This is a genomic window from Halobacterium zhouii, from assembly GCF_021249405.1.
Lineage (GTDB): Archaea > Halobacteriota > Halobacteria > Halobacteriales > Halobacteriaceae > Halobacterium > Halobacterium zhouii.
Genome location: NZ_CP089593.1, coordinates 1,085,592 through 1,106,891 on the forward strand (window position 1 = coordinate 1,085,592; position 21,300 = coordinate 1,106,891).

Consider the following 21,300-nt stretch of genomic DNA (forward strand, 5'->3'; position numbering starts at 1 on the left):
CTGCTGAGCCAGATAACAAGGTTCGATGCCCCACCAAATGTGCTCACACATCGGGCGGGGTGAGACTCTTCATGTTGAAGTCCGACCTCGGGATGTACCGGCCCGCGAGGACGGCGAGGGCGCGCGTTCGCTTGATGTCCGCGAGGTTGTGCATCAATAGTGATGTCCAGTCACCGGTCTCGTGGGTCTCCACGGCGCTTGAACTGTCCTCGAATGGGTCACAGTCCTCCTCCCCTACGAGTTCGTCGTAGACGCTCACGAGGTCGCTCGCCTCCCCCGTGTCGAAGCGTTCCATCATATCCATCGTGTCCGCGTACGCCACATCGGGGAACGGCCACGCGGCGTCCCGACGGACGCACGCACTTCGGAGGAACGGCAGGTCGAACCCGCCGCGCCACCGCTCGCCGTTGTACGCGGTCAGGTAATGGCGGTCGCCGTCGATGGTGCTGGTCGCGAAATCCTCTAACCCCGCGAGCAGGCGCTCCTCGCTCTGGTACACCGACACCCGGATGTTCGACCCGGATTCGTGTTCCACGGCGGCGGCGAGCCGACCCGCGTCGGCGTCCCGGTCCGTCGTGTTCAGAGCCAGCCACGACCCCATGTCCGTGGTCAGGCCCGCAACGGTGACGACCGACCCGGGCTCCAAGCCCGAGGTCTCGATGTCGAACGCGATGGGACTGAGGTTTCCCATACGACCGTATCCGGGGGCGTGGATGGTAAGCTCGCGAGTGCGGTTTCCAGTTTTCCGAAACCGCTTCGCTCCCGCCCGGGCGCGAATTGGAAGAAGTGGAACTCACCCACTTCCACTTATTATGTAAGCGAGCACACTAGTCAGTATGATACGCGATGCACGCGTCCTCCAGCCCGAGTTCGTCCCAGGAGATATCGTGCATCGCACCCAGGAGGTTCGTGCCCTGTCCAACGCACTCGAACCCGTCACAAGGGGGCAAACGGGCGAAACCGCGCTCCTCCACGGGCCGTCTGGCTCGGGGAAGACGTGCATCGCCCGCTTTGCCACGGACCGCCTCCGCGAGACTGTCCTTGACCTCACTACCCAATATGTGAACTGCTGGGAGGACTACTCGCGGTTCAAAACGCTCTACCGGGTTCTCGAAGGGGTCGACCGCACCCTAAACATCCACCGACAGTCAACGCCGAAGGACGAACTGCTTGAGCGCCTTCGAGAGTACGACGGCCCACCTTACGTCGTCATCCTTGACGAGGTTGACCAGTTGGAGGACACGCGCGTCCTCTACGAACTGTACCGTACGCGCGGGCTAACGATGGTGCTCATTGCCAATCGAGAGGACGCCCTGTTCGGCCCGCTGGATGACCGGGTGGCGAGTCGTCTTCGGGCGGCCACGCGAATCGGTTTCGACTGTTACACCGTCGATGAACTCGTCGGGATTTTGGAGCCCCGAGTTGAACGCGGACTTCGCGAGGGGGCCGTGACGAGCGCCCAGTTGGCGATGATTGCGGACGCGGCGGCGGGCGACGCACGTGTCGGTATCGAGGTGCTGCGGGTGGCCGCCCGGCGCGCGAGCAACCAACAGTTAGACAGCGTGTCGGACGACGCGATTCGGAACGCGGTTCCGGAAGCGAACGCGGAAATTCGCCAGCGGAACGTGGAGATGTTGACCGCCGACCAACGCATCGTCTACGAGATTATCGCCGACAGAGAGGAGGTAACGCCGAGTGAGTTGTACGCGGCGTACCGCGAACGGGCGGACGACCCGAAGACGAACCGCACCGTGCGAAACTATCTTCAGAAGATGGAGCGGTACAACCTCATTCGAGCGGACGGAGAGAATCGTGGACGGTCGTACTCCTCGGTTTTGTAGCGCACAGCACATTTGGATGGGTTTTCTCGGTAACCGTCGGTTGGAGGTGGCAAAATGTTTAACAGATTTGGTTGCAGATTATACGTAATGTCTGGTTACGGGGTCCCATCTCTATCTGACGACGAAAAGGAAATCGTCCGAGCCGTGGTTGACACGTTCGACCATAGCGAGATAAATCACCTAAAGGAGATATTCGAGGGGACCCCAACGGACCTCCGGCGGTACTACGGGGAGAATCCATCAGAAGCAGGGACTAAACGGGGAGTTGCGGAATCTCTGGTTCGCGAGCATCCCGAAGAGGTTGAAGGAATCCTTCACGATATCGACAACACGACCCTGAAGAAAAACGAGTTCGAGAAGAACCTCGTGGCCGAGGGGATTCCCGGAGAACTCGTCGATGAGCTTGAACCGACCACGCGGCGGTTGATGGTGTTCGCATACCACCTGTTGTACAACGAGGAGGACTTCGGAGCGAAGCTGCGATTGCTGAAACTCAACTCTCGCCTGTTCAAGGAGACCACGGAACGGACGTACAAGTACGGCCGAGAGCGGTTCGACCTGGAGAACTTCGAGGGGGAGGTAAAGCGCCACGTACGACAGCGGAACGCCGACCTTCACCGCCCGTTTACCATCAGGTATCACGAGGACGAGGACAACGACACGATTTTCCTCGATTTCTACAAGGAAACTGCGCGCGTGATGCAGAATATCTTCAAGCGGAGAAAGGATGGGCTGGAGGAGACGGACGCGAGCTACCCGACGGTCACGCACGAGTCGGGGTATGCCATTAAAACCCTTCTTTGCCGGGTGGACACGTCGTCCGATGAAGCGGTCAAATTCGTCTTCAAGACGAATCCGACAAGCCGCTGGAAATCGGAGATGGAGAAGTTCTTCGAGTCCGTGGCCCACATTGAGAACCCGTTCGACGAGGCGAACCAAGAGGTGGACGAGGGCGCGTCTGAAGTGCTCGATGCGGCCGTGGAGACAGCGCGCGAGGATGAGGTCTCCGTTGAGGATGTCGAGCAAGCGGTCACGGGAACGATGCAGGACCTCGTAGACGAGTCGCCGGACGATGACCTCCCCGACATCTCTGAGGGGGACATCAAATGGGTGGGATGGGTGGTGGATGACGACGAGGACACGATGATTGAGTCAGACGACTTCACGGCGAGAACGCCGCTCCAGAACTACATCCAAGATACGCCAGGAGCCAGCGACCGCTTGTTCCACGTCCTCGACAAAGCCGAGGAGGGGAATCTGGGTCTTCGATTCCGGAGCGACTTCGGCGACGGTAACAACGAGCGGTTCATCGTTCGGAGCAAGTTCTGGACCGAGGACGCGCAAGTTGATGAGGCGGCTCGCAACATCCTGAACACCATCTTCAGGGGTGATGGAGATGCTGACTGAGGGGCAACTGGACTCGCTATCCGAGTTCATCATTGACAACAACGGGATATTCGCCTCTACGGTTCCCGACGCCTTGGAATCGCGAGGCGACCTCTACGAGACGGTTGACACGTCCGACAAATGCCACCACTGCGGGGAGGGCATCATCGACTCGGTGGTGCTCGATGGCGAAGAACTGGCGGTCTGTGAGGGGGACTGCGACCCGTTCCCATACCAGGAGTCGGGTCGGTACAAGCTCGACATCCCTGCCGTTTTCGCGGCGTTCTGTGACGCTCTTCGCCATCACGTGACGAAAGAGGACATCGATATTGAGCCGATGCCCCTGTACGCGCAGGCGAACCTCGACGGCCCCCTCCGAGTGAACCTCATTTGCAACACCGACAAGCTGCAGGAAGCGGTTGAGAAGCTGTTCGGCGATGCCGTGCGCAACTCTCGGGTCAATGCCATCTTCGCCCCCAGGGCCGTCTTGGAGGAGATTCACGAGTTGGCAGCCGAGTATCCGGTGGCCAATTTCACCCCCGCCTTCTCGATTCCGATGCTGGCCGAGCCCGACGCAATCACGGAGATTATCGAGAACGCGGTGAGCCAGCGCGAGCGGAGCAACGACGCAATCGCCCGAAGCGACATCAAAGACGAGGACTTGGCCGAGACTATCGAGAACAATCCTGGAGCGATTCGAACGGAGTTAGCCTACGCGCGCGTCAGGCGGGAAGCCTCACTCTCCCCTAACACGCTCGGGAACTATTTCGAGAGCGTGTGCCACGCCGCCCTGATGAATCTGGATATCGCCACGAAGGCCCTCGGAGACTCCGGGGAGAACATCGCGGACCTCGCGTTCAAGTTCCCGAGAAATAGCGGCCGGATGCACGGTGAAGAGATTCTGGGTATCGTGGACACGAAGTCGAACGGCGAGAAGAATCTCAGCGAGGAGAAAATCGCCGACAAGCACCGGGAATACATCTGGCAGGCCACTGCAGACCGATTCAAGGACGCCCACGTCGCCCACGTGTTCGTCGTGTTCGATATGGCGGGGTTGGACGCGAACGAGGTGGACTGGTATCGCCTCATCCGCGAGGAGTACCGCGACGCGGGGGTCGACGGTACGATGGTGGTTCTGTACGCGAGCGCCCTCTCGCAGATGGTCCACATCGCGCAGAGCGCGTTACAGACGAACGAACTGAATCTCTCGACGGACGGTATCCACGAGGTCTTCCGGCCGTTTTTCCACTCTGGGGAGTTCCATCACGCCATTGACGAAGAGGTGCGGCGGATAACTCGGGTGGAGCCGAGCAGCGCCGACAAGGAGACCTACATCGAACGCTATAGGGAATGCGAGAACCTCATCGTTGTCCTACCTGAGATGGTTGAGCGTCGTTACGACAACCTCATCAATTCCGATATGGCGGGGGATGACGAGGCTGCCCTTGACCGGTATCCTAATCACGATTACTGACGACCCACCGCCCCGTGGACCGTGTTGAGCGAATATCCTGTCTGCCAGTATTAAGGCGAGAAAGTAGTCCGAGCACGGGTGTTCGAGTCTACGTTTGGAGAACCCATGGTCGTTCATAGGCGAGTCGGACAGTCCACGCAACCTCAGCACCGAGTCTCTGGTTTGGGACCTCAGCCTCGCCGCGTTCGATAACCCACTCCTCCAGCACGGTCCCACCGTCGCGAATTCGAACTACCGACGGCTGGTCGTCCGAGTAGTTGTCATCCAACTCAATGTCGAGGGGCGTCTCGCTGGGTACGATGGCGTCCCGCCCGTCAAGCGGCGGTAACTCCCGACTCGGGCCGAAAAACGCCACGGCCCTCTCTTTCCACACCACGTCATCGTTCGGGTACTCGCGGTCGTAAAACAGTGTCATCGGCTCGTGCTGGGCGGCATCGGCTAGTTCTTGCTCTGGGTGTTCATACGCGTTGCACATCTGCTTAACCATCCAAACGAGGAGTTTTGGGTCCTCCGCCCAGTCAGTCTCGTCCCAGTATCCGACCTCAGCCCCGTTCGCGTCGTAGATGAAGCACCCTCGGTCGTTCGAAACCACGTCTAGAGGGAGTTGCTCCTTCGGGTTTGGGACGACTCTAAGGAAACCATTGCTGTCCTCTTCGAAAGTGATGTCCATCCCATCGGGTGACTCGCGTTCCATACAGTCGGCTTGATTGGACACCGCATAAATGCGGGTAGGATACCTGATTCCTTCTATCAGAGGCTAATTGATGTTTTCAAGGAGAAACTCCCGCACGGTGCGGCAACACCGCGCGCCAAGATTTCGGAAATCTCTGGCTGCTGGCTGTGTGCGTCCCAGCCTTCATCCAAGGACTTGTCCGCATTAGGTAAAAGCGTAGCGGTAGGAGGAAAGTATTATTCAAGCGGTTTTCATATGCTTTCTTGCGCGGTGCGGCAACATCGCGCGTAACAAATGATATCGGAAATTATCTTATCTCTGGTTTTGCTGACTGTAGTTGTCGTTCTCAGCCTTCGGTTTGTGCCGAAGCGTTGGAACAGCGTAGATATAAGGGTCGGGCCTAGCGGCCTACGCCTGTCGGCGGAGGACTCCGGAAGGCCCCCTGAGTAGGGGGCGGGGTTACGCCGCCTAAGTCGGCTTCTTGGAGGAAGGGCCTGTTTCAGATGTATTCCTGAAGCCATCGCAGGTGAGCTGCTATTTTAGTTCCTGCCACTGCGACTTCTCGTTGCCCGAATACGTCAGTATCATCGGTCGGGTTGATACTGTGGTGCAGCTATCAAAGTCGGCAAAGCTGGCTTGTTCGGGAGACTCATCTAGTTTATCGCTAAGCAGTACCCCGAGACCACAACCGATTTCGCTTCGGTCCGTAGTTTGGCGCTGTTCGGCTTCGTGCCACGCGTACCGCCATTGTATCCGTGGAATCGCCTCCGTTCTCGCGTATTCGAACTGGGGACGATGGGTTTTGTTCCAGCCTTCGGATTGCGGGTCGTAGGTCTCCCGTTGTCCTTGCTCGCGTTCGGGTTTGAACAGGTGTCCGTCCTGAGAGTACTGGGTCGCGAGGATGAACGCATCAATAGAAACTTCGTCCCCGTCAACGTGAACCGACGCGTCGTCGTACTCGTAGGCTTTCCAATACCGGTGTAGTTGACTCATCGCATTGTAAATCCCGGCGGAGTCGGCCCCGTCCTTCACCTCAGTTACGACGTTGAGACCCCCAGTGATGAGCATATCTGGGCGGTCGTCTAATCCCGCATAGCCAAACCGCCCGAATTCTCCGTCGGGGTCTTCCCCCCAGTACACCTCGCAATCCGTTTCGCGCTGGAGCCACTCCGAAAGCTCCTGTTGAACCGCTCGTTCATCCATCGTCCGTGAAAATGTCGTGCGGCTGTTGATAGTGTTTTCCACGCCCGTTGCCATTCAAAGATTCTGACGTTCGGAACTACTGTGCACCCCGAGTTGACCAAGATTCGACCCCCCGCGGTTGACACAGACTACTGAATTACCCTCCACGGGCCGGTGGGTCAACCCTGCCGGATAGAAACTGGCTGCTGGTGGAACGATGAGAACACGACTTCCCGACTCTCGTCAGTTCCGGAGTTCGTCGATTCGGGCGGCCACGCCCTCCAACGCGTCGTTCGCGGTCGACACGTCGTCGGTGAGGCTGAGGAACCCGTGCGCCATCGTCGGATAGTGCCGGTGCTCGACGGACGTTCCGTCTGCGTCGAGCGCGTCGGCGTACGCACGCCCTTCGTCCCGGAGCGGGTCGTGGCCTGCGGTGACGACAGTCGCGGGCGGAAGATCACCGTGGTCGGCGGGAGAGAGAAGGTTAGCGTAGGGGTTAGCGGCGTCGACTGGACTCCGAGTGTACTGGTCCCAGAACCACTCGACGTCCGCGCGCGTGAGCAGTGGTCCGTCGGCGTGCTCACGGTAGGAGCCCCGTTCGGTGTCAGGGCTGACCATGGGGTAGAGCAAGAACTGATGGGCGATGGCGGGTCCGTCGAAGTTACGCGCACGCAGTGCGACACTCGCCGCGAGGTTGCCGCCGGCGCTAGTGCCGGCGACGGCGACACAGTCGGGGTCGCCACCGAACGCAGACGCGTTCTCGATAGTCCACTCGAGTGCCGCGTAGGCGTCGTCGAGTGGAGCGGGGAACGGATGCTCTGGCGCGAGTCGGTAGTCCACGCTGACGACGACGCAGTCCCCTCGAGTCGCGAGTTCGCGACAGACACCGCCGATGGAGTCTAGCGTGCCGAGTGTCCACCCACCGCCGTGGTAGAACACGACGACCGGGGCGGGCCGCTCTGGGTCGTCGTGGTACACCCGAACCGGGATTTCACCGCCCGGGCTGTCGAACGCGAGGTCGCGGACGAACGCGACGTCCGGAACGTCCTCGGGGGTGAACACGTGGTCTTCGAGCGTTCGCGCGGATTCGACGGAGAGTTCGTGCCACGTGGGGACGCCCGCTGCCTCGATGTCTTCGACGACGGCAGCGAGCTCCGAGTCGAGGTCCGTCACGGTCGCCTGTTACTCGCCCGCGGCATGAAGGTTCGGAACGCTCTCGGAGCTGGCGCCACAGGCGGGGGTATGGACGACTTCGACGCGTCGCGGGCGGCCGCCAGGATGCGGGACGCCGAGTCCTCGCTGAATGGCCTCCGGGAGCGCTTCTCGGTGCCCAAGGACGGCGTCTACGCGGACGGGAACAGCCTCGGATTGCACGGCCAGGATGCCGCGGCCGCCCTGGAGAGCGCGGTCGCGGAGTGGCGCGAACTCGGCATCGAGGGGTGGACCGAGGCAGAACCGCCGTGGTTCGAGTACGGTGAACGCCTCGGCGCCAGACTCGCCGGCATCCTCGGCGCGAACGAGGACGAGTGCGTCGCGACGAACTCCACGACGGTGAACATCCACGCGCTCGTCGGGACGTTCCTCGAGGCCGCGGACGGCGACCAGGTGGTGGTGAACGAACTCGACTTCCCGACCGACCACTACGCGATTCGGGCGCAGATGCGCGCTCGCGGCATCGACCCCGCGGAGAACCTGGTGGTCGTTGAGAGCCGTGACGGTCGGACAATCGAGTTCGACGACGTGGTGGACGCGGTGACCGACGACACCGCGATCGTGTTTATGCCGTCGGTGCTCTATCGGAGTGGGCAACTGCTCGACGTGCCCCGACTCACGGAACTGGCCCACGAGCACGACGCTTACGCCGGGTTCGACCTCGCACACTCCGTGGGTGTCGTCCCCCACGACCTTCACGACGCCGACGTCGATTTCGCGGTGTGGTGTAGCTACAAATACCTGAACGCGGGGCCGGGCGCCATCGGCGGCCTGTACGTCCACGAAGATCACTTTGACCTTCCGCCCGCGCTCGCCGGCTGGTGGGGTCACGAGAACGAGACGCAGTTCGACATGCGCCCGGAGTTCACGCCCGCGTCGGGGGCCGCCGCGTGGCAGATCGGGACGGTTCCCGTGTTCGCTGCTGCCCCACTGTTCGGAACGCTCGACGTCACGGAGGCCGCGGGTATCGGATCGCTGCGTGAGCGCTCCGTGAACCTCACTGACTACCTGATCCGACTCGTCGACGAACGCCTCCCCGAGTGCGACGTCGGCACGCCCATCGACGCCGACCGACGGGGTGGACACGTCGCCGTCGAACATCCGAACGCGGAGTCGCTCAGTCGTGAACTCCGCGAGCGCGGCGTCGTCGTCGACTTCCGCCAGCCGAACGTCGTGCGAGTCGCTCCCTCTCCGTACTACGTCGGGTTCGAGGACGCGTGGGTGATCGTCGACGAACTCCGCTCGGTCCTCGACGCCGACGAACGCCGGACGTCCTCGGACGAGGACAGTCACGTCACGTAGCCACTCGAAGACGAGTGGCCACGTGCCCAGCGGTGTCGGTCGATTACGTCTCGAAGACGAACCGCGTACCGCCGGACTGACTCGCGGTCACCGAAACTGTCCAGCCGTGGGCGTCCGCAATGCTCTCGACGATGGCGAGACCGAACCCCGTCCCGTCGTCGGCCGTCGTCACCCCGGATTCGAACACCTCGTCGCGGTGCTCGGGCGGAATCCCCGGGCCGTCGTCGGCGACAGCGAACCCTTCGTTCGTGGATTCGACGAGAACAGACACGTCGGCGCCGCCGTGTTCGACGGAATTCCGGAACAGGTTCTCGAGGAGCGACCCGAGTCTCGACGGGTCGGCCTCGAGAGTCGTCGTGGCCGCAGTCTCGGCGGTTTCACGACTCGCGTCGGAAACTGTTCCACCACTCGCGTCGGCGTCTGTCGCGTCGCCGCTCTCGAGAACGCGGCCGTCAGGGAGTTCGAGCGTGGCGCGCTCTGTCTCCACGTTCCTCCACGCCCGCGCTGCAGCGTCCGCGAGTTCGACGTCGGTCGTTTCGTTCAGACTCCGCCCCTCGCGCGCGAGCTCGAGGACACTACCGATGATGTCGTTCATCCGGCCGAGGGCCTCGTCGGCGGCCTCGAAGTGGTCGGCGTTTTCCGTCTCCTCGGCGAGTTCGAGGTAGCCCCGAGCGACGTTCAGGGGGTTCCGGAGGTCGTGGCTGACGATGCTCGCGAACTCGTCGAGGCGGTCGTTCTGTCGCTCGAGTTCGCGTTCGTGTTCTCGCCGACTCGTGATGTCGGTGTACATCGCGAACCCCTGGACGTTCGACTCGCCGAGTCGGAGTGGGACCACGTCCAGGAGGAAATCACGCGGTCCGTCAGCGGTGAGCCGCCGGACTTCGGCGTTGACCGTCCGACCCTGCTGGAGGTTGTCGTTGTACTGATCGGCGCGCTCCTCGCTCCCCTCGGGGACGATGTACTGGTCTATCGCCTCGCCCTCCAGTTCCGCCGCCGGATAGCCGAACACCCGCTCGAAGGCGGGGTTGACCGACCGGACGACCGGGTCCCCGTTCTCGATGACGAAACTCGCAGTGGGGCTCGGGATGTTCTCGAACAGCGCCGCGAGTCGGTTGTGCTCGTGTCGGAGTTCGTGTTGTGACCGGATCCGCTCGACTGCCTGGGCAGCGTGCGACGCGAGCAGTTCTGCGAGTTCCACGTCCTCGTCGTCGAAGGCGTTCTGTTCTCTGCGGCCCGCCTGGAAGACGCCGACGTCGCCGATGGGGACGCTGAGCACCGAGCGTAGCGTGGTGTCCTCGGAGTCGTCGACGCGAGCGTCCTCGAGGACGTCTGCAACGCGCTCGGACTCTCCGGTCTTGTACGTGTGACCGGCAACGCCCTCGTCGACTGGAATCCCCTCGACGTCCGGTGGCTGTCCTGCCCACGCGCGCACCTCGAGGAAGCCGTCGGACTCGGTTTCGACGACCGAGGAGTCGAACGCGAGTACGTGGTCTGCGGTGTCGGCCATCGCGTCGTAGACGGTCTGTTCCTCGTCTGTCGCCGCGACGCGACCCGCGTACTCGAGGAGTTCCGGACGGTGGTCGTCGTCGTCACGAACCATCGGTATCCTGCCTCGAAGGAGACAACCGCTTGAACAGTACCTCGTAGTCCTCGTCGTCGAAGCCCGCGAGCACGCCGTCCAGGCGGTCCCGGAGCTCCGCGAGTTCGGCTTCGAGGCGGCGGAACTTCTCGGAGTCCGTGACACCGTTGCGGTCTGTCTCCTGTAGCAGCGCGCGCTTACGAGCGACGGCGAAGTAGCGCTGGACGGTGGCGTCGTACGCCGACCGCCGGAGCAGTCGGTCGACCGAGTCCCGGAGCGTCTCGCGGTCGACCGGCTTTCGGAGGTAGTCGTCGAACCCCATGTCGATGATGTCGAGTCGTGGTTCGACGGCGGTCACCATCCCCACCCGACAGTCGTAGCCGCGTTCCCGGATGGTCTCGAGGAGTTCGTCGCCAGGCACGCCCGGCATCTGTCGGTCGAGCAGGACGACGTCGACGTCCTCGTCGAGGGTGTCGAGGGCCGACTCGCCCTCGTACGCCGTTCGCACTTCGTAGCGGTCACGGAGCCAGATAGTGTAGAGGTCGGCGAGGCCGCGTTCGTCGTCGACCACCAGGACAGTGGCCTCCTCGTCGACGCCCGAGGTCCCTCCGTTGCGTTCAGTCATGGTTGTGTCCGCGGCCGCGGTCTGGCCGACGTTGGATTCGAACGTATTTATCACTTGTTGAGCGATTCCCGACCAGATACGCACTCGCACACGGGAGGACGCGCCGACGGCATTCGCTACGACAACCCCGCGACGGACTGCTGAAGTCGTATCGTCGGCGGAACCAGCAGTCCGCCGAGGAGGACGAGGAACACGTACGTCAAGGGGTCAGCGACCGTCGCTGGGCCGACGAGCGAGGCGAGGTCGCCCACCGCGATGCCGGTCGCGCAGACGAGCACGAGCAGGAGGTGGCGACGGAGTGTGTCGAGGGCGGTGCCGTGAGCGAGCGACTCCAGGCGCTCGCTGAACGCGACGCCGTACGCCGCGAACGCCAGCGCGCCGACGCCCTTCACGACGGCGACCACCGCCGACTGGCCGAGGAGGAGGACGACCAGCCACTCCACGCCGATGACGACGACGAACCCGAACTCGATGCGGCGCAGGCGGGCCAGCGACACGTCGCGCTCGGACTCCGGCGGCGCGAGCGCGCTGTTGTAGTACACCTCCCGCATCGCGAACGCCACGAACGCGATGGCAAAGAGGAGCGTCACGTCCGCGAACGCCGCGACGACGCCGCCTGCACCGGCGACCAGCGCGAGGCCGCACGCGCCGAACGCCGTCACCGCGAACCCGAGGTACGAGAGGTAACCCCAGAAGTCCTCGTGGCCCTCCATGCGGTCGAGCGCGTGATTCTGCAAGGCGTAGTACGAGAACACCGCTCCTGTCACAGCGACGAGTCCGTACCCAGAGAATCGGATGACAGAGAGCGTTCCGTTCACCGCCATCCAGCCACCTCCACGACGTCCGCCGCCAGTTCGTCGAGGGCCCGCTGGAAGTCGAGCACCGTAGCGAACCGCGACGCCTTCTCGGGGGCGAGCGCTCGCGCGAACAACTTTTCGACGGACGCCGGCAGGTCCGGGTTCAGTTCAGTCGCGTCGATACGGTCGCTGCCCCCAGTAGACGGGGCGGTTCCGGTGAGTAGGCCGTAGGTCAGCGCGCCGAGACCGAACACGTCCGTCGACTGGTCGAACTCACCGTAGGCGTCTGGATCGACGTGCTCCGGCGCGGCGTAGCCCGGCGGAACCGGCGGCGTCTGGAGCCCGCTCACGGCGTGTGCGAACCCCCAGTCCGCGACCGTCGGGGCGTCCCACGCGTTCTCCGCCGTCTCCACGAACCGCACCGCACCCGGATGCAGGCCGCCGTGAACGACACCCCTGCTGTGCGCGTGGCTGACGGCGCGCGTCACGCACGTCACCTGCCAGAGCGCCTCCGCGAGCGACGAGGGCGACCCGCGTTGCGCGAGGGTTTCGCCCTCGTCGAAGCGAGCGACGACCCAGCGCGGCCCGCGCCCCATCAACGTAGCGACGTGGTCGTGACCGTCCACGGACGCCCACCACTCGACGGCGTCGCGGAACGCCGCGCACACCGCGGAATCCTCGGCGGTGAGTCGCCGGAGCGTCACGACGCCGTGCTCCAGCGTGCTCTCAGCCACCGTCGCCTTGTAGTCCGTGGTGAGCGGTCCCTCCCGGAGTGTCCGACTCGGCGAGAGATCCGCGAGGGACAGCGACACCGAGGGGACTTCCGGAACTTCGTCGGGCGGACCGTGCTCGGGGCCGTCTTCGTCGCTGTCGCCGGTTTGGACCGGCGTCTCCTGCCCGAAGGACACCGCTACGGGTCGGGTTCGGTCCTCCTCGTCGGCGTTCACGGTGACCACCGTCGCGTCGTCGGGCAGAAGCGACGCGTACGCCTCGTGGGAGCGGACCACCATGGGGTAGCCGGCGTCGTCGGCGCGCGACTCGAGAGCGGCCGCGACTTCGCGGACCGCCTCGCGCGCGTACCGCTCCACGAGCGCATTGCCGGAGTCCGTCAGCGCCGCGAGTGTCGACAGCCCCGTCGTCGCGCGAGCCGGGTACGCCTTCGTCACGGCGGCCACCGCAACGACGGCGTTCTGGGTCACCAGCGGGTCGTCGGACCGCGCGAGCGACACGAGGTTCGGGAACCGGTCGGCGAGCGCGTCGGGTTGGGTGTCCGCCAACTCCGCCAATACCCACGTCACACCGCGACGAACCCACACGTCGGGGTCGTCTACGCGCGACGTGAGCGCGTCCAGGTGGCCACGCACCGTTGCGGGCTGGGAGTCCACGGCCTCGACGAGTCGCCAGGCCGCGCCCGCGCGCTCGTCGGAGTCGTCGCTCTCGAGGAGCGCGGCGAGTTGCGAGACGGAGTCCGTGGTGACGTTCGACTGGAGCGACCGGCGACGCTCCGAGTCGACGCGCGCGTCGACATTCTTCTCTCCCATGCGATTCCGTATCGCAGAGTACTTTCGCGCGCCGCCACATGGTACTTTTGGTGGTCGGCCGCGCCACTCCCCGTCACTCTCTGCCACGGAATGAAAACGTAAAGACGGGGGCGTGAGACGAGACGGTATGGACCGCGTAGCAATCATCGGTGCGTCGATGACCCAGTTCGGCGACCGCGACTCGTGGGTGCGGGGGTTGCTGGCGGAAGCTGGCGACGCCGCGCTCACTGACGCGGGCGTCGCCCCCGGCGACCTCGACCACCTCTACGTCTCGAACATGGCAAGCGGCGAGTTCGAGGGCCAGACCGGCATTCCGAACATGCTCGCCCACGACCTCGCGGCGATGCCCGCGTACACCGCGCGAATCGACCAGACCAGTTCCTCCGGCGGCGCGGGCATCTACGCCGCCTGGCAGTCCGTCGCCTCGGGCGCGAGCGAGATGACGATGCTCGTCGGCGGGGAGAAGATGACCCACCGCTCGACGGCAGAATCCACCGACGTCATCGCTAGCCTCACGCACCCCGTGGAGTACAAACACGGCGTCACGCTCCCGAGTTTCGCCGGGATGACAGCGCGCAAGTACCTCGATGAGTACGACGCGCCCCGCGAGAGCCTCGGGAAGGTTGCCGTGAAGAACCACCGGAACGGCATCGACAATCCGCACGCGCAGTTCCGCAAGGAAGTCGACCTGGAAACGGTCCTCGACTCACCCATCGTCGCGGACCCGCTTCGACTGTACGACTTCTGTCCCATCACGGACGGCAGCGCGGCGCTCGTGTTCTGTCCTGAGTCGGTCGCCGAGAAGTACACCGACGATTACGTCGTCGTCTCCGGTGTCGGCGGCGCGACGGATACCCACGTCGTCCACGAGCGAGACGACCCGACGACGATGGGCGGCGTCGTCGAATCCTCGAACGTCGCCTACGAGATGGCGGACCATGAGCCCGATGACGTGGACGTCGCGGAACTCCACGACATGTTCACCATCCTCGAGTTCCTGCAGAGCGAGGACCTCGGCTTCTTCGAGAAGGGTGAGGGGTGGAAGGCAGTCGAGGACGGCGTCACCGACCGTGACGGCGACCTCCCCATCAACACGTCGGGCGGACTCAAGTCCAAGGGCCACCCGCTCGGCGCGAGCGGCGTCGCACAGGCCTACGAAATCTACACGCAGTTGCTCGGAGACGCCGGAGCACGACAGGTCGACTGTGAGGTTGGTCTGGCGTGCAACGTCGGCGGCTTTGGGAACTGTGTCACCACCACCATCCTCGAACAGCCATGACCAGTGACACCACCGCCAGTTTCGACGCGCACCGCTGCCCGAACGACCACCTCACGTACCCCGGTCACACGCGCTGTCCGGAGTGTGGCGAACACCAGAAGTCGACTATCGACCTGACCGAGCGGACCGCGGCCGTCGTGACGTGGACGACGTCCACGGCGACGCCGCCGGGTGTCCGCGAACCGAACCACCTCGCCATCGTGGAGTTCGACGTGTCGGACGTGGCAGAGGGCGAGCACGTCCGCGCGCTCGGCCAGCTCACGACCGCCGACGGCGTCGACATCGGCGACGAGGTGACGCCCGTCCACGTCGAGGAGTTACGGGAGCCGGGCGCCGGCATCCGCGAACCCGAGAGCCAGGAGTGGGACGGCTACCGCTTCGAACCAGTGTAGTTCGAGAAAGTGTCACGGCGGCCGTGTTCGGAGCCGTCGTCACGGCGGGGGCTCGTCGACGTCGTCCGTGCCGTCGCTACGGCCTGTGTCGTCTGAACCAACGTTCTGGTCGACTTCGCCGCGAAGAATATCGATCTCCTCCTCGATAGCCTCGGTGTTCCGTCGGCGGCGGGTCGACCCATTTGTCTCGCGGAGTTCGGCCTCGATCTCGTCAGTGAGTCGCTCGGCGTCCTCGAGCAGGTCCCGTGCCGTCTGCGAACTCGGAAGGTCGCCGGACTCGACGGCGGCATCGAGGTCGGAGAGCGCTCTGTCGAGTGAGGCAAGCGTCTCCCGCCCGAGCGACTCGGCGCGTTCTCGGGTACGGTCTGCGTGCTGGCGGGCGCGGTCTGCGCGTTCGCTCGTTGCCTGCCCGCGGTCCATCGCGCGGAGCACCGCACCGAGTCCCTCCAGTATCCGTATCTGGGCTTCGAGCATCGCAACGGCCGTTGGAATCGTGTACTGTTCGGTGAACCGCAGCAACTCTCGGGGGTGCGGTGGCCGTGGAAGACCAAGTGGTCCGCGACGCGGTCGGAGCTCCCGGCGCAGCTCCGCCAGCGTTCGCTCGAGTTCGCCGACGCGCGCCTCGAGGTTGTCGTGGTCGCGGCGCTGTGACATGCGTTTCTGTTGGTTCCGGAAGGACTTAGCCGTGGGTGGCCGGGAACGTTCCAATCCTTGGCGTCAATTGCGTACAGACGGTGTGCTGCGTTCGCGGGGCGGCCACCGTGCTCGCGTCGTCGGCGCTCGCGGTGAACCCGCTCATCGGATGCGCCTCACGCCCCGCAGCTGAATTCAGGTCACGCCAGTGGATGGCCCTGGCCTGGTATTTGAACGTTCGCGACGAGGATTCCCCCTAGAATCCCTCGCGCATCAGGGGCTGACTCTCCGGAAGGAGTTCGCCGAGTTCGTCGACAGTGGCCGCGTCTGCCTCCACATCCCCGACGGTGGCGAGCTCGTCGGCGCTCCGGTAACCGACGTAGAGTTGCGAGAGCGCGCCAACGCCGAGGCGTGCGTCGGGGTCCTCGTCGGACCGTTCGACCGTCGCGGTACCGTTCACCACCTCGAGGCGGTAGGTGTCGTCGTTCCAGTCCGCGAGCGGGTCGGCGATGTCGAGTACGAGGTCCGTGGTCGTTTCGTCAGGGAACGGGAGCGCTTCGAGGGCGCGCGGGACGTCCACGAGTCGGAACATTGGGGCCAGGGAGAGGGTGGATTCGATGTCGTCGCCGTCGGGAACGAGGTCCAGAACGTCCTCGCTCGGCGGCGTCCAGAAGCCGATCTGGTCGACCTGGGAGTCGTGGTCCGCGAGGAAGCGCAGGAGCGCGAGACGAGCGTCGTGGTCGACGTGCGCCCAGTCTCGGACCTGGAGCGTGTCCTCTTCGCCGCTGTCGAAGCTGTACGCGACGTAGGCAGCAAGCTGTCCGTCGCGCTCCCAGCCGTACACGTAGGGGTCCTCACGCCACCCCTCGAAGACCCGGTTCCGCCACCACTCCTCGGTGCGCTCCATCGTGAGTTCGTAGTCGGCGCCGTGCTGGTCGTGGACGGCGTCGAGGCGCTCCCAGTCGTCCGCGTCGAGTCGCACGAACTCGCCGTGCCGGTAGTCGAGCGCGAACGACAGCACCTCAGGGTCGCATTCGTGGCGGACGCCACGATTCGACGTCGCCCACCCGTAGTTCGCGTAGAACGACCGCTTGAACGGCCAGAGCGCGGAGAGGTACGTCCCCCGGTCGCGGGATTCGGCGAGCGCGTCGTGGAGCATCTGGCTCGTGAACCCACGGCGGCGCGTCTCGGGCGGACTCGCGACCGCGGAGAGCCCGTCGAGCGAGTGAGCCCGGCCGCGAACGCGCGTGGTGAACTCGATGAGTCGGCACACGGCTCGGAGGTCATCTCCCTCGAAGAGGCCGTAAGCCTCTCCGATTCGTTCGGACTCCGGCGTCTCGTCCTGGTCGCTGCCATCACCCTCGTCGTCGCTATCGTCGGATGGCCCCTGTTCCGGGTAGAAGGCGTACCGGACCATCGACTGGAACTCGTCGAGTCGGTTCTCAGGAACCGGGCGAAAGTCGGGCATGTAGAAGCCCGCGGCGTCTTGTGGCATGAAGGTGTCGGGGCCGAGTGAACCGGAGACACGGCCCACAGTTTCGTGCTCGGCGTCCGTCAGATGCCGCGCTGGTACTGCGGCGGGACGTCGACAGCGTCCTCGCGCCCCAGTTCTCGGGCGGCGTGCAGCGGGAAGTAGGGGTCGTCGAGGAACTCCCGGCCGACGAGCGCGACGTCCGCGCGGTCGTTCCGGATCAGGGCGTCGGCCTGCTCTGCGGTGGTGATGCCGCCGACGGCGCCGACCGCGACGTCCGAGTCGGTCTCGTTCCGGATCTGCTCGGCGAACCGGGTCTGGTAGTTCGGGCCAGTCCACTCGATCTCCTGGTCGGGGTGGATGCCGCCCGTGGAGACGTCTATCAGGTCCGCGCCGGCGTCCGCCAACAGGTCCGCGAGGCGGACGGACTGCTCGATGGTCCACGAGTCCCGGTCGTCGAGCCAGTCGGTCGCGGAGATGCGGACGAACACGGGCGCGTCCTCGCCCCACTCGTCGCGGACGGCTTCGGTGACCTCGCGCACGATGCGCGCTCGGTCCTCGAAACTACCCCCGTAGGCGTCGTCCCGGTGGTTCGTGACCGGCGAGAGAAACTCGTGGAGGAGGTAGCCGTGGGCAGCGTGGACCTCCGCGACCTCGAAGCCGGCGTCGCGGGCGCGGCGCGCGGCCTGCCGGAACGAGTCGACGACGTCGGCGATGCCGTCCTCGGTTAGCTTCTCGGTTGGGTGGGTGTCTCCGCCCTCGTAGGGCCACGGGTCGGCGCTCGGCGCGGCGGTCTCCCAGCCGCCGTCCTCGGGCGCGATGGCGCCGCTCTCGTCGCCCCAGGGCCGGTGCTTGGAGGCCTTCCGGCCGGCGTGAGCGAGCTGGATGCCGGGCGTCGCGCCCTGTTCGGCGACGAACTCGGCGATGGGGGAGAGCGCGTCTGCGTGCTCGTCGCTCCAGACGCCGAGGTCCTGCGGGGAGATGCGGCCGCGGGGTTCGACCGCGGTGGCTTCCGTGAAGACGATGCCAGCACCGCCCACCGCTCGCGACCCGAGGTGGACGCGGTGCCAGTCGGTCGCGAGGCCGTCTTCGTCCTCACAGGAGTACTGGCACATCGGAGACACCGCAAAGCGATTCCGAACAGTCGTCTCTCGCAGTTCGAGCGGCGAAAATACGTCCTCTGTCATCACCTCGCCGTAGCCGTGTCGCGGGGATAACCGTGGTGAAGCGGGGGGTGATTGCCGCCTCTCCGTCGCGGCGAGTCAGAACGACCTTCGTGGAGTTAGAACGTCTCCTCGTGGAGCACTTCGTCGACGTCGCGCCGCGGGAGGCGCTCGGGTTCCTCGCCGCCGCTCGGGCCGATGGCGACCAGCACGACCGGCACCGTGTCCTCGGGCATGTCGACGAACTCCGCGGCGGCCTCGTAGTCGAAGCCGCTCATCGGGGTGGCGGTGAGGCCCCTGGCGTGCGCGGACAGCAGGAGGTTCTGAACGGCGAGACTGGCGTTCCGCATGGCGTAATCCCGGCCTGCGCGCTCGGACTCGTAGCCGGCGACGGTCTGCTCTTTGACCTGCTCGCCAGTTTCGGCGTCGAAGCGATCGGCCTCGACCCACTCCTCGAAGACGCGGTCGGCGGTCTTCGGGTCGGTGTGGCCACCGACGAGGATTGCGGTGCCGGCGTCGAGGATGTGCTCCTGGCCGTACGCGATGTCGACGAGCTCCTCGAGACGCTCGTCGTCGCTGATGGCGACGAACTCCCAGGGCTGAAGGTTGTACGAGGACGGTGCGAACGCGGCGTCGCGAACGACTGCCTCTAGCGTCTCGGTGTCGAGATCGGTGTCCGGGTCGAAGTTGTGACCCGAACGCCGCGTCCGGAGCGCCTCGATGGCCGCGGGAAACTCGACGTCCGATTCGGATTTTGGCTGTTGGCCTGCCTCTGACATCCCGAGTGTGTACGGCTTCCGGAAGGACTATCCTGGCGCTCTCAGCCATATCCGCCGATTGGACTATGTCCCCACGACCCACCCGCGACCGATTCGGCCAGCGAACTTGGCGTTCCTGTCTCGGACAGCCGACGGTCCGGAACCGGACAGCGAGCGGGGATTCCGCGAGTTATATGTGCCCGCACCACACACCACTCGGTGACCAGATGACGACGGACGAGACGGGCAGTGAGACCCGGACGACGAGAGATGCAACCGGGCTCATCGACGACGCCGCGGACGCACTTGACGTCCCGGATGCGACGGCGGAAACGGCGACGACGGTGTTCCGACGCCACTGCGACGAGCGCGACGCGAACCCGAACTCCGTCCACACGACGGCAGCGGCGTGTCTCTACGTCGCGTGCAAGGTCGAACGCGTTCCCCGCACGGTCGAGGAGGTCGTGGACGCGGCCGACGCCGACCGAACCCTGCTACTGCGGCGCGCGAAGGACGTGACCAGCGAACTCGGCATCGACCTCTCGGGGTTCGCGGACGCGTCCCGGTACGTCGAACGGTACGCCACCGAACTCGACCTGCCGGATGGCGTCGCCGAACGGGCGAACGACATCGTGGCGTGCTGTGAGGACGCGGGCATCGCCGGCGGGAAGTCCCCGAGCGGGTGGGCGGCCGCCGCGGTGTACAACGCGAGCGTGGAGGCCGACCTGGGCGTCCGCCAGGACACGCTGACGGGACTCGCGGACGTCACCCACGTCACCATCCGGAACCGCTATCAGGAACAACGCGAGGTGCTCCGCGCGCAGAATCCGCCGCCCGAGACCGCTGTCGAGGCCGTCGACTGGTACTGCGAGTACCTGCCCGTCTCCGGGTACGTCGCGGACGCGGCGCGTAACCTTCTGAAGGACGCTGACGACGTCGACGTGGACGCTGCGCCAGCGGCGTGGGCGGCGGCAGCACTCAGGCGAGCAGGTGAGCGCGCGGGGTCGTCCATCGGGATGAAGGCGCTGAAGACCCCGGCGGGGTGTCCAGCCGCGGCCGTCCACGAGCGCGAGCGCGAACTCCGGTAGGAATCCGTGGCGAGTGGGAAAGAGCGCCGGTGACGAGCGCCAGAAGGAGGAAAGCGAGGAGCGGGGCGTTGCGGTTACGAGCGCTCGTCGAGCACCGGGATGAACGCGCGCTGCTCGTCGAGGATCTCCGGGTCGAGGTCCGCGACGAGCGTGCGCTCCCCTCGGTTGAGTCGCGCGTGGACCGCACCGTCCGGGCGGACGACGGTCGACCGGCCGGCGTACTCGACCGTTCTGGCGTTCGGTAGCTCCCGGCGTCCCGTGCGTCCGCAGCCGACAACCCAGCGCACGCCGTCGAGCGCGCGGGCGCGCAAGAGCAGGTCCCAGTTCTGTCCGTACGCGCCCGGCCACGCGCCGGCGACGAACAGCGCGTCGACCCGCTTCCGGGCGAACGCAGCGCTCACTTCCACGAAGTTGAGGTCGTAGCAGGTGACGAGCCCCGTCGTCCCGACGGGGGTTTCGACCGTGATGGCGTCCTCGCCGGGTTCGAGAACGTCGCGTTCGTCGCTCCATCGGTGGCGCTTCCGGTAGAACGTTCTGTCGCCGTCCGGGGTGACGTACCCGAGCGTGTTGTAGTGGGCGTCTCCGTCGTCCTCGACGAACCCAGCGAGCACGTCGACGTCGTTCTCGTTGGCGAGAGCGGCGAGTCTGTCGAGTTCGTCGTCGTCTCTGTCGAGTGCTGCGTCGTGGACGCGCTCGTCGGGAACGAACCCCGTGAGCGCGTACTCCGGGAACACCGCGACGTCGACGCGGGCGTCGAGCGCGCGGAGTCTCTCACCCACCGCGGCGAGGTTGGCGGAAACGTCGAGGTCAGCGACGGCCATCTGGCAGGCGGCGACGGTGGGCGTGGGCACGCTCGCGGGTGGACTTCGCGGGCGCAAAAAGCCAGCGGAGAGCGTTCGCCCGC

At 65.0% G+C, this 21,300-nt stretch carries 20 protein-coding genes; 7 read left to right on the plus strand and 13 right to left on the minus strand.

What is annotated here, in order from left to right; genetic code table 11:
• Nucleotides 1–43: 43 nt before the first annotated feature.
• Nucleotides 44–691 carry a hypothetical protein gene (locus tag LT970_RS05585; protein ID WP_232688480.1) on the minus strand — a complete coding sequence of 216 codons (648 nt, stop codon included), beginning with the start codon at nucleotides 689–691 and terminating at the stop codon, nucleotides 44–46.
• Nucleotides 692–836: 145 nt separating this feature from the next.
• Here LT970_RS05585 and LT970_RS05590 point away from each other — a divergent pair, with 145 nt between their 5' ends.
• The 3 genes from LT970_RS05590 (at nucleotide 837) to LT970_RS05600 (ending at nucleotide 4,701) form a co-directional block, all read left to right on the plus strand.
• Entirely contained in the window at nucleotides 837–1,841 is a 1,005-nt protein-coding gene (locus tag LT970_RS05590; protein ID WP_232688481.1) for a Cdc6/Cdc18 family protein, read from the plus strand.
• A gap of 87 nt (nucleotides 1,842–1,928) precedes the next feature.
• Nucleotides 1,929–3,248, plus strand: a complete 1,320-nt coding sequence (locus LT970_RS05595; protein ID WP_232688482.1) for a hypothetical protein — start codon at nucleotides 1,929–1,931, stop codon at nucleotides 3,246–3,248.
• Nucleotides 3,232–4,701 (plus strand): hypothetical protein, encoded by a 1,470-nt coding sequence (locus tag LT970_RS05600; protein ID WP_232688483.1) that lies wholly within the window; start codon nucleotides 3,232–3,234, stop codon nucleotides 4,699–4,701. Before LT970_RS05595 ends, LT970_RS05600 begins: the two co-directional genes overlap by 17 nt.
• An 88-nt stretch (nucleotides 4,702–4,789) precedes the next feature.
• Here the strand turns inward: LT970_RS05600 and LT970_RS05605 are convergent, their stop codons facing one another.
• From LT970_RS05605 to LT970_RS05615, 3 genes are all read right to left on the minus strand, one after another.
• Nucleotides 4,790–5,395, minus strand: coding sequence for a hypothetical protein (locus tag LT970_RS05605; RefSeq protein ID WP_232688484.1), 606 nt, complete (start codon nucleotides 5,393–5,395; stop codon nucleotides 4,790–4,792).
• Nucleotides 5,396–5,908: 513 nt separating this feature from the next.
• Nucleotides 5,909–6,577, minus strand: a complete 669-nt coding sequence (locus LT970_RS05610; protein WP_232688485.1) for a hypothetical protein — start codon at nucleotides 6,575–6,577, stop codon at nucleotides 5,909–5,911.
• 222 nt (nucleotides 6,578–6,799) lie between these two features.
• Nucleotides 6,800–7,729: an alpha/beta hydrolase gene (locus LT970_RS05615; RefSeq protein WP_232688486.1), complete on the minus strand. Its 930-nt coding sequence runs from the start codon at nucleotides 7,727–7,729 to the stop codon at nucleotides 6,800–6,802.
• Between the two features lie 69 nt (nucleotides 7,730–7,798).
• Between LT970_RS05615 and kynU the strand changes: the two genes are divergently transcribed.
• Entirely contained in the window at nucleotides 7,799–9,070 is a 1,272-nt protein-coding gene (kynU, locus tag LT970_RS05620) for a kynureninase (RefSeq protein WP_232688487.1), read from the plus strand.
• Between the two features lie 43 nt (nucleotides 9,071–9,113).
• On the opposite strand, the gene LT970_RS05625 is transcribed toward kynU, so the two are convergent.
• From LT970_RS05625 to LT970_RS05640, 4 genes are all read right to left on the minus strand, one after another.
• The gene (locus LT970_RS05625) at nucleotides 9,114–10,670 is read right to left on the minus strand and encodes a GAF domain-containing sensor histidine kinase (RefSeq protein ID WP_232688488.1); all 1,557 of its coding nucleotides are present in this window, start codon (nucleotides 10,668–10,670) and stop codon (nucleotides 9,114–9,116) included.
• Nucleotides 10,660–11,274, minus strand: a complete 615-nt coding sequence (locus tag LT970_RS05630) for a response regulator (protein ID WP_232688489.1) — start codon at nucleotides 11,272–11,274, stop codon at nucleotides 10,660–10,662. The genes LT970_RS05625 and LT970_RS05630 overlap by 11 nt, the downstream gene beginning before the upstream one ends.
• A 116-nt stretch (nucleotides 11,275–11,390) precedes the next feature.
• Nucleotides 11,391–12,098, minus strand: a complete 708-nt coding sequence (locus LT970_RS05635; protein WP_232688490.1) for a hypothetical protein — start codon at nucleotides 12,096–12,098, stop codon at nucleotides 11,391–11,393.
• Nucleotides 12,089–13,612 (minus strand): protein kinase domain-containing protein, encoded by a 1,524-nt coding sequence (locus LT970_RS05640; protein WP_232688491.1) that lies wholly within the window; start codon nucleotides 13,610–13,612, stop codon nucleotides 12,089–12,091. The genes LT970_RS05635 and LT970_RS05640 overlap by 10 nt, the downstream gene beginning before the upstream one ends.
• A 127-nt stretch (nucleotides 13,613–13,739) precedes the next feature.
• Between LT970_RS05640 and LT970_RS05645 the strand changes: the two genes are divergently transcribed.
• Together LT970_RS05645 and LT970_RS05650 are read left to right on the plus strand one after the other, a co-directional pair.
• Nucleotides 13,740–14,891 (plus strand): thiolase family protein, encoded by a 1,152-nt coding sequence (locus LT970_RS05645; RefSeq protein ID WP_232688492.1) that lies wholly within the window; start codon nucleotides 13,740–13,742, stop codon nucleotides 14,889–14,891.
• The gene (locus LT970_RS05650) at nucleotides 14,888–15,283 is read left to right on the plus strand and encodes a Zn-ribbon domain-containing OB-fold protein (RefSeq protein ID WP_232688493.1); all 396 of its coding nucleotides are present in this window, start codon (nucleotides 14,888–14,890) and stop codon (nucleotides 15,281–15,283) included. The genes LT970_RS05645 and LT970_RS05650 overlap by 4 nt, the downstream gene beginning before the upstream one ends.
• Before the next feature lie 39 nt (nucleotides 15,284–15,322).
• On the opposite strand, the gene LT970_RS05655 is transcribed toward LT970_RS05650, so the two are convergent.
• The 4 genes from LT970_RS05655 to LT970_RS05670 form a co-directional block, all read right to left on the minus strand.
• Nucleotides 15,323–15,937 carry a DUF7547 family protein gene (locus LT970_RS05655; RefSeq protein ID WP_232688494.1) on the minus strand — a complete coding sequence of 205 codons (615 nt, stop codon included), beginning with the start codon at nucleotides 15,935–15,937 and terminating at the stop codon, nucleotides 15,323–15,325.
• Between the two features lie 235 nt (nucleotides 15,938–16,172).
• Nucleotides 16,173–17,384: a GNAT family N-acetyltransferase gene (locus LT970_RS05660; RefSeq protein ID WP_232688495.1), complete on the minus strand. Its 1,212-nt coding sequence runs from the start codon at nucleotides 17,382–17,384 to the stop codon at nucleotides 16,173–16,175.
• A gap of 86 nt (nucleotides 17,385–17,470) precedes the next feature.
• Nucleotides 17,471–18,574 carry an NADH:flavin oxidoreductase/NADH oxidase gene (locus tag LT970_RS05665; protein WP_232688496.1) on the minus strand — a complete coding sequence of 368 codons (1,104 nt, stop codon included), beginning with the start codon at nucleotides 18,572–18,574 and terminating at the stop codon, nucleotides 17,471–17,473.
• Nucleotides 18,575–18,669: 95 nt separating this feature from the next.
• Entirely contained in the window at nucleotides 18,670–19,329 is a 660-nt protein-coding gene (locus LT970_RS05670; RefSeq protein WP_232688497.1) for a nitroreductase family protein, read from the minus strand.
• A 206-nt stretch (nucleotides 19,330–19,535) separates the two neighbouring features.
• Here LT970_RS05670 and LT970_RS05675 point away from each other — a divergent pair, with 206 nt between their 5' ends.
• Nucleotides 19,536–20,396 (plus strand): transcription initiation factor IIB family protein, encoded by an 861-nt coding sequence (locus LT970_RS05675; RefSeq protein ID WP_232688498.1) that lies wholly within the window; start codon nucleotides 19,536–19,538, stop codon nucleotides 20,394–20,396.
• A gap of 74 nt (nucleotides 20,397–20,470) precedes the next feature.
• On the opposite strand, the gene LT970_RS05680 is transcribed toward LT970_RS05675, so the two are convergent.
• Nucleotides 20,471–21,247, minus strand: a complete 777-nt coding sequence (locus LT970_RS05680) for a carbon-nitrogen hydrolase family protein (protein ID WP_232688499.1) — start codon at nucleotides 21,245–21,247, stop codon at nucleotides 20,471–20,473.
• Nucleotides 21,248–21,300 lie beyond the last annotated feature (53 nt).